This is a genomic window from Streptomyces sp. SDr-06, assembly GCF_003324565.1.
In the GTDB taxonomy this organism is placed as follows: domain Bacteria; phylum Actinomycetota; class Actinomycetes; order Streptomycetales; family Streptomycetaceae; genus Streptomyces.
In genome coordinates this window covers 26,235-40,129 of record NZ_QOLA01000013.1, presented here as the reverse complement: position 1 = coordinate 40,129, position 13,895 = coordinate 26,235, and the positions used below count along the sequence as shown (strand labels likewise).

Genomic DNA, 13,895 nt, shown 5'->3' with positions numbered 1-13,895 from the left:
CGCGGGTTACTTGTTGGCGCCGAGCTCGATCGGCACGCCGACGAGGGAGCCGTACTCGGTCCACGAACCGTCGTAGTTCTTGACGTTGGTCTGGCCGAGCAGCTCGTGCAGCACGAACCAGGTCAGGGCCGAGCGCTCACCGATGCGGCAGTACGCGATGGTGTCCTTCGCGAGGTCGACCTGCTCGGCCTCGTAGAGGGCCTTGAGCTCCTCGTCCGACTTGAAGGTGCCGTCGTCGTTGGCGTTCTTCGACCACGGGATGTTGCGGGCGGACGGGACGTGGCCCGGGCGCTGCGACTGCTCCTGCGGGAGGTGGGCCGGGGCGAGCAGCTTGCCGGAGAACTCGTCGGGCGAGCGCACGTCGACGAGGTTCTTGGTGCCGATCGCGTTCACGACGTCGTCGCGGAAGGCGCGGATGGAGGCGTCCTGCGGCTTGGCCTTGTACTGGGTGGCCGGGCGGCTGGGAACCTGGTCGCCGTCCACCAGGTCGCGGGAGTCGAGCTCCCACTTCTTGCGGCCGCCGTCGAGGAGCTTCACGTCCTGGTGACCGTAGAGCTTGAAGTACCAGAAGGCGTACGAGGCGAACCAGTTGTTGTTGCCGCCGTAGAGGACGACGGTGGTGTCGTTGGCGATGCCCTTGGCCGAGAGGAGCTTCTCGAAGCCCTCCTGGTCGATGAAGTCGCGGCGGACCGGGTCCTGGAGGTCCTTGGTCCAGTCGATCCGGATCGCGTTCTTGATGTGGTTCTTCTCGTACGCCGAGGTGTCCTCGTCGACCTCGACGATGGCGACCTTCGGGTCGTCGATGTGGGCCTCGACCCAGTCGGCGTCTACCAGGACGTCGCTGCGGCTCATGTTCTTCTCCTCCGGGGCAGTCTGCGGGGGCGGTGCAGGTGTGCGGGTACGCGTCTGCGGCGCGCGTACGCGGCACGGGGTGGGCCTGGGCGGCCTGAGGGAGGCCAAGTGGCCCGGGGAATGCGGGAGTTGAGCGTCCCGCTCAGAAGGGGCGACAGAGCATGGCGGCGACGCGGCACAGGTCTACTGCCCGCCGCTTCGTGAGGTCCGCCTGTCGCTTCATGCGTCCGATCGTAGGGACGCATACCGGGGCGTGTCACCGGTGTGTCGCATGCTGAGACTCGATCATCCGCATGCTGGTACGTGGGCGTCCTCCGGGGCCCGCGGGCCCCTCCCCGCCGTCGCCCTCCGGGCCCGGCCTCCTGCCCACCGGACACCCCGTCTCACTATCCGGCACCCACGGCCCCGCCCGGGCCTCTCAACACCCTCGCCCGCAGACCGTGCGTACCCCCTCGCGCAGTTCCCCGCGCCCCCAAAACCCCCTTCGATCTGCGGACCGTGCGTACCCCCTCGCGCAGTTCCCCGCGCCCCCAAAACCCTCGTTCACCTGCGGACCGTGCCCGCTCCTCGCGCCGTTCCCCGCGCCCCTTGGCGGCATCGTGCTGGCCCGCACGGGCATCTTCAGCCCGTCCGGCGATTGAGGACGAGCGCCGTTCAGGCGCGACACGGGGTCTGGGGCGGAGCCCCAGGGCGCCTGCGGACCGTGCGGGGCTTATCGCGCCGTTCCCCGCGCCCCTTGGCGGCATCGTGCTGGCCCGCATGGGCAACCTCAGCCCGTCCGGCGTTTGAGGACGAGCGCCGTTCAGGCGCGAAACGGGGTCTGGGGCGGAGCCCCGGAGGGTCACAGCGGGGTGGGGGACTCAGCCCGCCAGGCGGACCTCCGTGCCCTCTCCCGAGAAGCGGAGCCCGGCCTCCGTGGCCGTGACCTTGTTCAGCTTGATGCTCGACGGCATCCCGTCGATCTTCAGGTCGTAGTCGACCGCCTTGCGCAACCGCTGCTCAAACCCCGGCACCGGCAGCTTCGGCAGAGCCTCCGCCCGCAACTGCACCGACCCCGACCCGTTCAGACTCACCGTGCTGTACGCCGACACCGTCCGTCCCTGGAGCAGCGCCTTGACCGGGGCGGGCAGCGACACGCCCTGGCCCTCCAGGAGGTCGGTGAGCGGGCCGGTCACCTTGACCTGGCCCTTGGCCGCCCGGTCCGCACCGGCGTAGCCGACCGTCGCCCCCTTGGGCGCGGCCTTGGACAGGTCCGCGTACGAGATCTGCGCCGCACCCTCGGCCCGCCCAGCCACCGCCGAGGAGAAGCTGCTGTCGATCTTCACGGCGTGCAGCTCGGCCGTCACCTCGGTGACGTTGACCGAGTGGCCCCCGGCCGTCGCGGTGACCCCGGACAGCGAGACGTCGACCTCGTCCAGCTCCTTGGCGACCACCTGGGTCAGGAAGGGGAAGCCCTTGATGCTGACATCCGGCGTCGAACTGAGCCGCTGGCTGCTCTTGATCTTGTCGGCCGTCTTGGACTCGGCGATGTTCACCGCGATGCGGTCCGCGGCGACGAAGATGCCGCCGAGAACGATCGCGATGATCAGAAGTATTCGCAGTGCGCGCATTGCCTACGTGTCCCCCACCGGTCGGCCGTCGACCCTCGATGTCGTCGATCATGTCTTCGAAGCCGAAGATCCGGAAGATCGGTCTTCAGTGATTGATCCTCCGGAATGACGATCTCGACCCTAACCGCGGTTCCCTACGCCACGGCGCGACCGATGAGATACAGCACAGGGACGGCCGCGGTCAGCGGCAGGGCGACGCCCGCCGTCATGTGGACGAACCGGGACGGGTAGTCGTACGAGGCCACCCGCAGCCCGATCAGCGCGCAGCCCCCGGCCGCGAGGCCGAGCAGGGCGCCGCTCGCGCCGATGCCGACAAGGCCGCCCACCGCGATGCCCACGCCCGCCGCCGCGAGCAGCGCGACCACGACCGAGGCGGCCGACGGCAGCGGCAGCGCCCGCGCGAGGGCGGCGACGGCCACCGCGGCGGCGCCGACGGACACCGCGTGCGGCGGCGCCGCGAGGAATCCGCCGGCCAGGATCGCGAGGGCCGCCGAGGCGACGGTCGCCATCAGGCCGTACATCCGCTCGTCGGGGTCGGCGTGCGAACGCAACTGGAGGACGAGCGTGAGCAGCACCCAGACCCCGAGCGTGCCCAGGATCGCGGCGGGCGCGTCCTCACGTCCGAGCGCCAGCAGGGCGACGTCCGCGACGAGGCCGCCCGCGAAGGCGAGCGCGATGCCCTGGCGGGCCGGCCACATGCCGTTGAGCCGGAACCAGCCCGCGGCCGTGACGGCCTGGAGGAGGACGAGCGGCACGGCGAGCGCGTAGGGGCCGACGGGCGCGGCCACCGCGAGCAGCAGGGCGAGCACGGCGGTGAGCGCGGCGGGCCGCATCCCGGGCGCGATGATCGGCGACCGGCCCTCGGCACGGGCGCGCTGGGCGTCGGTGATGCGGGTGTTGCCGACGGTGGTGGGCGAGCTGTACGCCGGGCCGTCGGCGGGCGCGGACGCCGGGGCCGCGGCCGGTTCGTACACCGGCGCCGGGGCGGGCGCGGGCGCCATCGGGACCTCCGGCGGCAGCGGCACCGAGGCGGTCCCCGGGCCGTGCCGGGGGGCGCTCTGCGGCGGCAGGTAGGCCGTGTCGGCCGCGTACGCCGCGTCGGCCGCGCTCTCCTGCCAGGGCTGGTCGGGCGCGGGCTGCGCGTGGCGCCCCCGGCGCGGCGCGGGCTCCGCGGGCTGCTGCACGGGCGGGATCGTGGGCTGGTACTGGGTGTCCCAGGTCTGCCCCTCCCAGGTCTGCGTGTACTGCTGCTGGTCCTGGTACGGCTCGTACGGGAACGGCGGCTGGGGCTGCACGGGCTGCCCGTACTGGTCGTACTGGGGCTGCTGCTGATACGGGTACTGCTCGCTCATGACGTGGGGGTCACCCTCCTGCGAACGGCGGGAGCACCTCGACCGTGCCGCCCTCGGCAAGGCGTACGGTCTCATGGTTCCGCTTCCCGACGGGGTCACCGTCGACCAGGAACGAACACCTCTGCAGTACGCGCGTGAGCTCTCCGGGGTGCCGTTCGCGCACCGCGTCGAGGGCCTCGGCCAGTGTCCCGGCGGCGTACGGCTCCTCGCCGACACCGGCGGCGGACTTGGCCGCGGCCCAGAAGCGGATGGTTCCCGCTGCCATGGTGTGGCTCCTTTCGTCGCCCTCCATGATGGGCTACGCGGCGGGCCGCGCGGCGATGAGCCAGCCCGCGATCCGCCCGAGCAGTTCGTCGTCGGCCGCGTTCTCGGCGTGCCCCATGCCCGGCTCGAGCCACAACTGCGCAGGTCCGGCTGCCGCCAGCATCCGCGGGTGGTCCACCGGGAAGTACGGGTCGCGGTCGCCGTGCACGATGAGCAGCGGGGTGGGCGCGATCAGCGGGACCGCCTCGACGGGCGACAGCGGCACCGGGTCCCAGTCCTCGGTGTGGATGCGCGTCGCGAAGCCGAAGCGGCCGACGAGCCGCCCGGCGGGCCGGGTCACCAGCCAGTGCACCCGCCGCATCGGGGCCGTGCCCCGGTAGTACCAGCGGGCGGGCGCGCTGACCGCCGCCACTGCTTCGGTGCGCCCCCGTGCTCCCCCCTGATGGGTCGCCGCGTGCCGCAGCACCACGGAGCCGCCCATCGAGAAGCCGACGGTCACCACCCGTGCGTACCCGAGTGATCTCGCCCACTCCACGGCCGCAGCGAGGTCGAGCACCTCGCGGTCGCCGACGGTCGAGCGCCCGCCGGACCGCCCGTGCCCGCGGAACGAGAAGGTGATCACGGCCGCGTACTGCGCGAACACCCCCGCGGCCCGGCGCACTGCGGGCCGGTCGGCCGATCCCGTGAACCCGTGCGCGACCACGATCGCGGTGTCGGCGGCGCCCCGCGCGCAGGGCTCGTAAACCGCCTCGATCCGGACACCGTCCGACGTACGCAGGATGGCGCGCCGGGGTCCGGGAGTGATCGAGGAAACAGCTGAAGTGTGAAATCGGTCCTCTGCCCCGGCATTCATGTGGGCTATTCTCCTAGGCAGAGGATCCGGGCACCGTAGCCCCCGGGTCCTTTTGTGTTTCCCGGTCGTTGTTACGGACGGGTGAACAAACGCTCACAAGGGATCCGCAGCCGGGTCCTGACATGTACGAAGCAGTGCCGCAACGCCCCCGAGCTCTCCCGGAGCAGGGGGACCCCCCTCCGCAGGGACCGAGGAGGAACCGACGTTATGGGCGAGCGAACCGAGCAGGACCCGAAACGGACGACCCGGGCATGGGGGCATCCCCCGCTCGATCGAAGCCGAAAGCCCGGGGGAGGGTCGCGATGAGCTCTCTGCTGCTCCTGACCAACGCCCTCCAGCCGTCGACGGAGGTGCTGCCCGCGCTCGGCCTGCTCCTGCACACCGTCCGGGTGGCCCCCGCCGAGGGGCCCGCGCTCGTCGACACCCCGGGTGCCGACGTCATCCTGATCGACGGCCGCCGCGACCTGCCGCACGTGCGGTCGCTGTGCCAGCTGCTCCGCTCCACCGGTCCGGGCTGCCCGCTGGTCCTGGTCGTGACCGAGGGCGGTCTGGCCGCCGTCACCGCCGACTGGGGCATCGACGACGTGCTGCTCGACACCGCGGGGCCGGCCGAGGTCGAGGCGCGGCTGCGGCTCGCCACCGGCCGGGCGCAGGCCACCTCGGACGACTCCCCCATGGAGATCCGCAACGGCGACCTCTCCGTGGACGAGGCCACCTACAGCGCCAAGCTCAAGGGGCGGGTCCTCGACCTGACCTTCAAGGAGTTCGAGCTGCTCAAGTACCTCGCCCAGCACCCGGGCCGGGTCTTCACCCGAGCCCAGCTGCTCCAGGAGGTCTGGGGCTACGACTACTTCGGCGGCACCCGCACCGTCGATGTGCACGTACGGCGGCTGCGGGCCAAGCTCGGCCCCGAGCACGAGTCGCTGATCGGCACCGTCCGCAATGTCGGCTACCGCTTCGTGACGCCCGAGAAGCCCGAGCGCTCGGCCGAGGACGCCAAGGCGAAGGCGGTCGTGGACGCGGCCACCGCCGAGGCGAAGGAAGCGGCGGCGCGCTCCTCGAAGTCGTAACCCGAACGGTAGATCACGCCTGGGGTACGACCTGCGATACGGCCTGCCCAGAGGGGGGTCACCCCGCGTAGACTGCCGCGCGTGGCCAAGGTGACGCGGGACGACGTGGCACGACTTGCGGGTACTTCGACCGCCGTCGTCAGTTACGTCATCAACAACGGACCCCGGCCGGTCGCCCCGGCCACGCGCGAGCGTGTCCTCGCCGCGATCAAGGAGCTGGGGTACCGGCCCGACCGGGTCGCCCAGGCGATGGCCTCGCGGCGCACCGACCTCATAGGAATGATCGTCCCGGACGCCCGCCAGCCGTTCTTCGCGGAGATGGCGCACGCGGTCGAGCAGGCGGCGTCCGAGCGCGGGAAAATGGTCCTGGTCGGCAACTCCGACTACATCGACGACCGCGAGGTCCACTATCTGCGGGCCTTCCTCGGCATGCGGGTCGCCGGGCTGATCCTGGTCAGCCAGGGCCCCAGCGAGCGGGCCGCGGCCGAGATCGACGCGTGGGACGCCCGGGTGGTGCTGCTGCACGAGCGGCCCGAGGCGATCGACGACGTGGCGGTGGTGACCGACGACATCGGCGGCGCCCAGCTCGCCACCCGCCACCTGCTCGAACACGGCCACGAGTACGTCGCCTGCCTCGGCGGCATCGAGTCGACCCCGGCGGTCGGCGACCCGGTGGCCGACCACGTCGAGGGCTGGCGCCGGGCCATGCTGGAGTCCGGCCGCTCCCTCGAAGGCCGCCTCTTCCAGGCCCCGTACAACCGGTACGACGCCTACCAGGTGGCGCTGGAGATCCTCGCCGGGCCGCAGCGGCCGCCCGCCATCTTCTGCGCCACCGACGACCAGGCGATCGGCGTGCTGCGGGCCGCCCGCGAGCTGCGCATCGACGTGCCGGGCGAGCTCGCCGTGGCGGGCTTCGACGACGTGAAGGAGGCGGCCCTGACCGATCCGCCGCTCACCACGATCGCCTCCGACCGGCCCGCGATGGCGCGGGCCGCGGTGGACCTGGTCCTGGACGACGGGCTGCGGGTGGCGGGCTCGCGCCGCGAACGCCTCAAGCAGTTCCCCTCGCGGCTGGTCGTGCGCCGGTCCTGCGGCTGCGGCTGAGCCGTCCGCCCGGCGCCGCGCGAGGCGCCTTTATTTCGGGCAAACACGGTTCTGCCGGGCTTCTTAAGTGGTCCTCAGACTGCTCTCATGAAGGCTCGCGAAGGTCATAGACATGACCGAGAGCCCCCGCCACAGCGGCGAGTACCCCGAGCAGCAGCCTCAGCACTCCGCCTCCGCGGACGAGTCCTGGCAGCGAGCCAAGGACGACGCGCGGCGAGAGGCCGAGGCCTACGCGGCCGCCTATCCGCCGCCGCCCCCGTACCAGCCGACCACCCCGGTGACCACCGGCCCCGGCACCACCGTGTGGCCGGGCGCCCCGGCCGCCCACGCCGAGCCCGGGGTCGCCGGGTTCCACGGCGGCGGTGACGGCGGCGGGACCGCCCACCCCGCCGGCGGTGCGGCGGGCGCCCCCCGGCCCAGGCGCGCCAAGCGCTCGGTCGGCCTCCTCGCGGCGGTCGCCATCATCGCGGCGGCGATAGGCGGCGGCACCGCGAGCCTCGTCGAGCACTACGTGTCCGACAACGGCAGCAGTGTCAGCGCCGGGGTGAGCGGCACCAACGCGTCCAACAGCACCAACGGCACGGTCTCCGGCGTCGCCAAGGCCGTCATGCCGAGCATCGTCGAGATCAACGCGGCGTCCGGCTCGGGCGAGTCGACCGGCGCGGGCGTGATCATCACGTCCAAGGGCGAGATCATCACCAACAACCACGTCATCTCGGGGGCGACCTCGGTCAAGGTGAAGCTCAGCAACGGCAAGAGCTACACCGCCAAGGTCGTCGGCACCGACCCCGACAAGGACCTCGCGCTGATCAAGCTGGACGGGGCGAGCGGCCTCAAGCCCGCCAGTCTCGGCGACTCCGGCAAGATCGCGGTCGGCGACCAGGTCGTCGCCATCGGCTCCCCCGAGGGTCTCACCGGCACCGTCACCTCCGGCATCATCTCCGCCCTCGACCGCGACGTCACCGTCGCCAAGGAGCAGGGCAACCAGGGTCAGGGGCAGGGTCGCGGCAGCGGCGGCTGGCCGTTCGAGTTCGGCGGGCAGCAGTTCAACGGCGACACCGGCTCGTCGAAGACCACGTACAAGGCGCTCCAGACCGACGCCTCGCTCAACCCCGGCAACTCCGGCGGCGCGCTCATCGACATGAACGGCAACATCATCGGCATCAACTCCGCGATGTACTCGCCGAGTTCGAGCGGCCAGGGCGGTTCGACGGCGGGCAGTGTCGGGCTCGGCTTCGCCATCCCGATCAACACCGTCAAGTCCGACCTCGCCAGCCTGCGGGGCGGCGGCAGCGGCGGCGCGAACACCGGCGGCGGCGACAGCAGCCAGGGCGGGAACAGCGGCGGCGGCTTCGGCGGCAGCTACTGATCCGCGCGGGGCAGCGAGCCGCCCCGCGCCGCACCGTCCACATGCGAGGCTGATGTTCACCGAGCCGCACGAAGCAGAAGAAGGAACCCGCTCATGAGCCCCGCCGAGGACGAAACGCAGCGCATCCTGATCGTCGACGACGAGCCCGCCGTCCGCGAGGCGCTGCAACGCAGTCTCGCCTTCGAGGGATACGGCACCGAGGTCGCCGTGGACGGCCTCGACGCCCTCGCCAAGGCGGAGGCCTACCGGCCCGAGCTCATCGTGCTCGACATCCAGATGCCGAGGATGGACGGGCTCACCGCGGCCCGCCGGCTGCGCGCGGCGGGCTCCACCACGCCCATCCTGATGCTGACGGCGCGCGACACGGTCGGCGACCGCGTCACCGGGCTCGACGCGGGCGCCGACGACTACCTGGTCAAGCCGTTCGAGCTCGACGAACTCTTCGCCCGCATCCGGGCGTTGCTGCGCCGCAGCTCGTACGCCGTCGACGCGGGGGCGGCCGGGCAGGACGCCGGGAACGTCCTCAGCTTCGCGGACCTCAGGATGGACCTCTCCACGCGCGAGGTCACCCGCGGCGACCGCGTGGTGGAACTGACCCGCACCGAGTTCACCCTGCTCGAAATGTTCCTGACCCACCCCCGGCAGGTGCTCACCCGTGAGCAGATCCTCAAGGCGGTCTGGGGCTTCGACTTCGAGCCGTCGTCCAACTCGCTCGACGTGTACGTGATGTACCTGCGCCGCAAGACGGAGGCGGGCGGCGAGCCCCGCCTCGTGCACACGGTGCGGGGCGTGGGGTACGCCCTGCGGCCGGGCGGCGCGGAGTGAACCGAGCACTGCGCCGGTACCACGCGATGCCGCTGCGGTCCCGGCTGGCCATGCTGGTCGCGACGGCGGTCGCGGTCGCGGTGGCCGCGGTCGCCGTCACCTGCTGGCTGCTGACCCGGGCCCAGTTGCGCGCCGAGCTCGACACCACGCTGCGCAACACCAGCGCCCCCACCAGCCTGGTGCAGGCCGCGCTCCAGTCCTGTCTGTCGGAGGGCAATCTGCCGCCGGGGAAGAAGCCGTTCGCCTACATCCAGGTCGTCCTGCCGGACGGCACCCGCTGTGTGGCTCCGGACTCCCCGGCCGTACGGGTCACGCCCCAGGACATCGCGGTGGCCCGCAGCCTCAGCCTGAAGGCCGAAGCCCTGCACAGCAGCACGACCGACGGCGGGATGGACGTGCGGGTGCACACCCAGCGTCAGGACTTCGACGGCAGGTGGGCCACCGTCTCGCTGTCCCGGCCGCTCACCGAGGTCGACTCCGCGCTCAATCGCCTCGCCCTCCTGCTGACCGGCCTCGCGGGCATCGGCGTGGTCGCGGCCGGTGCCGCCGGGCTCTGGGTCGCGCGGACCGGGCTGCGGCCCGTGGACAAGCTGACCGGGGCCGTCGAGCACGTGGCGCGGACCGAGGACCTCACCGTCCGCATCCCCGTCGAGGGGGAGGACGAGATCGCCCGGCTCTCGCGCTCGTTCAACGCGATGACCGCCGCGCTCGCCTCCTCCCGGGACCGGCAGGCGCAGCTCATCGCGGACGCCGGGCACGAGCTGCGCACGCCGCTCACCTCGCTGCGTACCAACATCGAGCTGCTCGCCCGCAGCGACGAGACGGGGCGGGCCATCCCGCCCGCCGACCGCAAGGCGCTGATGACGTCCGTGACGGCCCAGATGTCCGAACTGGCCTCCCTCATCGGGGACTTGCAGGAGCTGTCCCGGCCGGACGCGGTGCGCGAGGGTCCGCTGGAGGTGGTCGGCCTGCACGACATCACCCGGGTCGCGCTCGACCGGGCGCGGCTGCGCGGGCCCGAGCTGACGATCACGGCACAGCTCGCGCCCTGGTACGTACGGGCCGAGCCGGCGGCGTTGCAGCGGGCGGTGGTGAACGTGCTCGACAACGCGGTGAAGTTCAGTCCGCCCCGTGGCACGATCACGGTGGCCCTGGACCGCGGGGTCCTGACGGTCCGCGACCAGGGGCCCGGCATTCCCGCCGAGGAGCTCCCGCACGTCTTCGAACGCTTCTGGCGCTCTCCGTCGGCGCGGGCCCTGCCCGGCTCCGGTCTGGGGCTGTCCATCGTGGCCCGCACGGTCCAGCACGCGGGCGGCCAGGTCACCCTGGCCGCGGCCACGGGCGGCGGCACCCTGGCCACCATCACCCTCCCAGGCGCCCCAACCCCACCCCCAGAAACCCCCTGAACCCGAAACCCCGCGGCGGATTAGGCGGCCAGGGGCGCGGGGAACCGCGCGACCAGCCACGCACGGCCCGCGGCGGACAAGGGGTGAGGGGCGCGAGGAACCGCGCGACCAGCCCCCACCGGGCCGCAGTCGAACCCCGGCACGGAGTGCCGAAAGCGCCCGGCACGGAGTGGCAGAAGACACGAAGGGGGGCGGGCCGAAAAAGGCCCGCCCCCTCAACGCGGCGCAGGGCGCCGCTACTTCAGCACGGTGATGCGTCCCGAAGCCGGCGGAGCCAGCGGGTTCGAAGGCGACGAGTTCGCCGTCAGGTACGCGTCGAAGACGTCGAGGTCCGACGCCCCGACGACCTTGTTCGTGCCGACCAGCGCCGGGAACCCGTCCCCGCCCCCGGCGAGGAACTCGTTCATGGCTACGCGATAGGTCTTCGCGGGGTCGAGCGGCACCCCGTTCAGCTTCACCGTGTCGGTCAGCACCCGGGCCGCCCCCGACTTCGTCATGTCCAGGGTGTAGGTCAGGCCCTTCGAGACCTGGAGGATCTTCGGGTCGGCCTGGTTCGGGCCGCTGACCTGCTGCTGAAGGGCGGAGATGATCTTCGCGCCGGTCAGGTCGACCACGTTCATCATGTTGGTGAAGGGCTGCACCGTGAAGGCCTCGCCGTACGTCACGACCCCGTCGCCCTCACCGCCGGACGCCTTGTACACGAGGTCGGAGCGGATGCCGCCCGGGTTCATGAAGGCGATCTGCGCGCCGCCCTTGTCCGGCGCGGAGAGACCCGCCAGCTGGGCGTCGGCGATCAGGTCGCCGAGCGGCTTCTCGGGGGCGTCGGAGCCGCGGCCGTTGATGTCGGCGGAGATGTAGCCCTGCGGCCGGTTGGCCACCGGCGCCGCCAACTTGCCCCAGCGGGCGATCAGTTCGGACATGTCGGCGGCCTTGGGCTGGTCCCGGCGGACGATGTGGTTCGCGGACTTCGGCGACTTCACCGCCGTACGCACGATGTCGTTGGTGCGCCGGTCGTAGGTGAGCGTCGTGTCGGTGTACAGCTTGCCGAAGGAGGCCGCCGAGGTGACCATGCGCGGGTTGCCCGCCGGGTCCGGGATGGTGCACACGTACGCCTGGTGGGTGTGGCCGGTGATGAGCGCGTCCACCTTGGGCGAGACGCCCTTGGCTATGTCGACGATGGGCCCGGAGATCCCGCTGCCGGGGCCCTGGCTGTCGCAGCTGTCGTTGTACGCGTTGGTGGACGGCATGCCGCCCTCGTGGATCAGCGCGACGATCGACTTGACGCCCTGGCGGTCCAGTTCCTTGGCGTACTTGTTGATCGTCTCGATCTCGTCCGCGAACTTGAGGCCCTTGACCCCGGCCGCGGTCACGACGTTCGGGGTGCCCTTCAGGGTCACGCCGATGAAGCCGATCTTGACGCCGTTCTTCCGCCACACCGTGTACGGCTTGAGGATCGGCCTGCCGGTCTTCTCGCTCGTCACGTTGGCCGCGAGGTAGGGGAAGTCGGCGCCGCGGAACTTCTTGCCCTTCTCGTAGCAGCCCTCGGTCGGGTGGCAGCCGCCGTGCTGCATCCGGGCGAGCTCGGTGGCACCCTCGTCGAACTCGTGGTTGCCCACGGCCGTGACGTCCAGCTTCAGCTTGTTGAGCGCCTCGATGGTCGGCTCGTCGTGGAAGAGCCCGGAGAGCAGGGGGCTCGCGCCGATCATGTCGCCGCCGGCCGCGGTGATCGAGTACGGGTGGCCCTGGCGGGCGGTGCGCAGCGAGGTGGCGAGGTACTCCATGCCGCCCGCCGGAACGGACTTGGTGATCCCGTCCGCCTGACGCTCCGTCACCGCGCCCGCCGATCCGGCCGGGGGCTCCAGGTTGCCGTGCAGGTCGTTGAAGGACAGCAGCTGTACGTCGACGGTGCGGTCCGGCTTCGGGTGGTGCCCGTGGTCGTGCGCGTCGGCCGGCATCGCGGCGACGAGCGCTCCGACGGTGGCAAGTCCGGCGGCCCCCGCCCACATTCGTGTGGCGGCACGCTTCATGTGGGGTTTCGCTGGCATCTGGTCTTTGAGTCCCCTGTGAGTGTCCGGTGAATTCCCGGCGCAGCCTATGGTCAACGCGCGTAGCGCAACAGGGGGTGGCGGGTCACGAGCTGGTTGCCGTTGATCGCGGACGCCCGGCCCACCCCGGCCGCGAGGCCCCCCGCCGTACTCTCGTAGGCATGACAGACGCAGCCGCCCCCGCCCCGTCCACCCGTGAGATCCAGACGCTCGACGAGCTCAGTCACTCCCAGGCGCAGGCCGTCCTCGGCCTCCTCGCCGAAGCCGCCCGCGGCGACGGGCAGCAGGCCGTTTCCGAGCAGGGGCGGCTCCAGTTGCGCGGGGGCCGCCGCGACGGCGTGCGGCACTTCCTGCTGACGGTGGGCGATGCGCTGGTCGGGTACGCCCAGCTGGAGGACACCGACCCGGTGGAGGCGCCCGCCGCCGAGCTGGTGGTGCACCCCGCGTACCGGGGCCACGGGCACGGCCGCGCGCTCGGCAGCGCGCTGCTCGGCGCGACCGGCAAGCGGCTGCGGGTGTGGGCGCACGGCGGCCACTCGGCGGCCCGCCACCTCGCCCAGGTTCTGGGCCTGACCCTGTTCCGCGAACTGCGCCAGCTGCGGCGCCCGTTGAGCCCGCTCGACATCGCCGAGCCCGTCTGGCCCGAGGGCGTCACCGTGCGCACGTTCACGCCGGGCGAGGACGACGCGGCCTGGCTCGCGGTGAACGCGGCCGCCTTCGCGCACCACCCCGAGCAGGGCTCGCTGACCCAGCGCGACCTGGACGACCGCAAGGCCGAGCCGTGGTTCGACCCGAAGGGCTTCTTCCTCGCGGAGAAGGACGGCGAACTCGTCGGCTTCCACTGGACCAAGGTGCACGCCGAGGAGCGGCTCGGCGAGGTGTACGTCGTCGGGATCCGGCCCGACGCGCAGGGCGGCGGCCTCGGCAAGGCGCTGACCGCGACGGGCCTGCGCCACCTCGCCGCCGAGGGCCTGCCCACCGCGATGCTGTACGTCGACGCCGACAACACGGCGGCCGTCACGGTGTACGAGCGCCTCGGCTTCACCACGCACGAGGTCGACCTGATGTACCGCGCGGAGTCCTGACCCGCCCCTTGCCCCGGCCCGGCGGGCCGCCGCATGCTGGTGGCCGCGCCCCGCAGACGG

13 protein-coding genes are annotated in these 13,895 nt (G+C 72.1%); 6 read left to right on the top strand and 7 right to left on the bottom strand.

Annotated features, from left to right (window positions below):
* Positions 1–6: 6 nt before the first annotated feature.
* From DT019_RS24325 to DT019_RS24305, 6 genes are all read right to left on the bottom strand, one after another.
* Positions 7–852 carry a sulfurtransferase gene (locus DT019_RS24325; protein ID WP_114039028.1) on the bottom strand — a complete coding sequence of 282 codons (846 nt, stop codon included), beginning with the start codon at positions 850–852 and terminating at the stop codon, positions 7–9.
* Positions 853–994: 142 nt separating this feature from the next.
* A complete protein-coding gene (locus DT019_RS41105; protein ID WP_350751515.1) occupies positions 995–1,075 on the bottom strand; it encodes an Ms5788A family Cys-rich leader peptide in 81 nt (26 codons plus the stop codon).
* A 637-nt stretch (positions 1,076–1,712) separates the two neighbouring features.
* Positions 1,713–2,462 carry a DUF2993 domain-containing protein gene (locus DT019_RS24320; protein WP_189389892.1) on the bottom strand — a complete coding sequence of 250 codons (750 nt, stop codon included), beginning with the start codon at positions 2,460–2,462 and terminating at the stop codon, positions 1,713–1,715.
* A 134-nt stretch (positions 2,463–2,596) separates the two neighbouring features.
* A complete protein-coding gene (locus tag DT019_RS24315; RefSeq protein WP_114039027.1) occupies positions 2,597–3,814 on the bottom strand; it encodes a hypothetical protein in 1,218 nt (405 codons plus the stop codon).
* A gap of 10 nt (positions 3,815–3,824) precedes the next feature.
* Entirely contained in the window at positions 3,825–4,079 is a 255-nt protein-coding gene (locus tag DT019_RS24310) for a MoaD/ThiS family protein (RefSeq protein ID WP_053729010.1), read from the bottom strand.
* Between the two features lie 33 nt (positions 4,080–4,112).
* Positions 4,113–4,931 carry an alpha/beta hydrolase gene (locus DT019_RS24305; RefSeq protein WP_114039026.1) on the bottom strand — a complete coding sequence of 273 codons (819 nt, stop codon included), beginning with the start codon at positions 4,929–4,931 and terminating at the stop codon, positions 4,113–4,115.
* A 302-nt stretch (positions 4,932–5,233) separates the two neighbouring features.
* Between DT019_RS24305 and DT019_RS24300 the strand changes: the two genes are divergently transcribed.
* The 5 genes from DT019_RS24300 to DT019_RS24280 all read left to right on the top strand — a co-directional run bounded on the left by DT019_RS24300 (position 5,234) and on the right by DT019_RS24280 (position 10,705).
* Positions 5,234–6,001 carry a response regulator transcription factor gene (locus tag DT019_RS24300; RefSeq protein WP_114039025.1) on the top strand — a complete coding sequence of 256 codons (768 nt, stop codon included), beginning with the start codon at positions 5,234–5,236 and terminating at the stop codon, positions 5,999–6,001.
* A gap of 81 nt (positions 6,002–6,082) precedes the next feature.
* Positions 6,083–7,105 (top strand): LacI family DNA-binding transcriptional regulator, encoded by a 1,023-nt coding sequence (locus DT019_RS24295; protein WP_114039024.1) that lies wholly within the window; start codon positions 6,083–6,085, stop codon positions 7,103–7,105.
* Positions 7,106–7,217: 112 nt separating this feature from the next.
* The gene (locus DT019_RS24290; protein WP_114039023.1) at positions 7,218–8,474 is read left to right on the top strand and encodes a S1C family serine protease; all 1,257 of its coding nucleotides are present in this window, start codon (positions 7,218–7,220) and stop codon (positions 8,472–8,474) included.
* Between the two features lie 93 nt (positions 8,475–8,567).
* Positions 8,568–9,299 (top strand): response regulator transcription factor, encoded by a 732-nt coding sequence (locus DT019_RS24285; RefSeq protein ID WP_114039022.1) that lies wholly within the window; start codon positions 8,568–8,570, stop codon positions 9,297–9,299.
* The gene (locus tag DT019_RS24280; RefSeq protein WP_388980609.1) at positions 9,296–10,705 is read left to right on the top strand and encodes a sensor histidine kinase; all 1,410 of its coding nucleotides are present in this window, start codon (positions 9,296–9,298) and stop codon (positions 10,703–10,705) included. The genes DT019_RS24285 and DT019_RS24280 overlap by 4 nt, the downstream gene beginning before the upstream one ends.
* A gap of 236 nt (positions 10,706–10,941) precedes the next feature.
* Here DT019_RS24280 and DT019_RS24275 read toward each other — a convergent pair whose 3' ends face one another.
* Complete coding sequence (locus DT019_RS24275) at positions 10,942–12,750, bottom strand: bifunctional metallophosphatase/5'-nucleotidase (RefSeq protein ID WP_114039020.1); 1,809 nt, start codon at positions 12,748–12,750, stop codon at positions 10,942–10,944.
* A 161-nt stretch (positions 12,751–12,911) separates the two neighbouring features.
* Here DT019_RS24275 and mshD point away from each other — a divergent pair, with 161 nt between their 5' ends.
* Positions 12,912–13,835: a mycothiol synthase gene (mshD, locus tag DT019_RS24270; RefSeq protein ID WP_114039019.1), complete on the top strand. Its 924-nt coding sequence runs from the start codon at positions 12,912–12,914 to the stop codon at positions 13,833–13,835.
* Positions 13,836–13,895 lie beyond the last annotated feature (60 nt).

Excerpts from the sequence above, each read along its gene's own strand:
- DT019_RS24305 (WP_114039026.1), bottom strand. The coding sequence starts at position 4,931 with ATGAATGCCGGGGCAGAGGACCGATTTCACACTTCAGCTGTTTCCTCG.
- DT019_RS41105 (WP_350751515.1), bottom strand. The coding sequence starts at position 1,075 with ATGAAGCGACAGGCGGACCTCACGAAGCGGCGGGCAGTAGACCTGTGC.
- DT019_RS24315 (WP_114039027.1), bottom strand. The coding sequence starts at position 3,814 with ATGAGCGAGCAGTACCCGTATCAGCAGCAGCCCCAGTACGACCAGTAC.
- mshD (WP_114039019.1), top strand. The coding sequence starts at position 12,912 with ATGACAGACGCAGCCGCCCCCGCCCCGTCCACCCGTGAGATCCAGACG.
- DT019_RS24290 (WP_114039023.1), top strand. The coding sequence starts at position 7,218 with ATGACCGAGAGCCCCCGCCACAGCGGCGAGTACCCCGAGCAGCAGCCT.
- DT019_RS24320 (WP_189389892.1), bottom strand. The coding sequence starts at position 2,462 with ATGCGCGCACTGCGAATACTTCTGATCATCGCGATCGTTCTCGGCGGC.
- DT019_RS24325 (WP_114039028.1), bottom strand. The coding sequence starts at position 852 with ATGAGCCGCAGCGACGTCCTGGTAGACGCCGACTGGGTCGAGGCCCAC.
- DT019_RS24275 (WP_114039020.1), bottom strand. The coding sequence starts at position 12,750 with ATGCCAGCGAAACCCCACATGAAGCGTGCCGCCACACGAATGTGGGCG.
- DT019_RS24285 (WP_114039022.1), top strand. The coding sequence starts at position 8,568 with ATGAGCCCCGCCGAGGACGAAACGCAGCGCATCCTGATCGTCGACGAC.
- DT019_RS24300 (WP_114039025.1), top strand. The coding sequence starts at position 5,234 with ATGAGCTCTCTGCTGCTCCTGACCAACGCCCTCCAGCCGTCGACGGAG.
- DT019_RS24310 (WP_053729010.1), bottom strand. The coding sequence starts at position 4,079 with ATGGCAGCGGGAACCATCCGCTTCTGGGCCGCGGCCAAGTCCGCCGCC.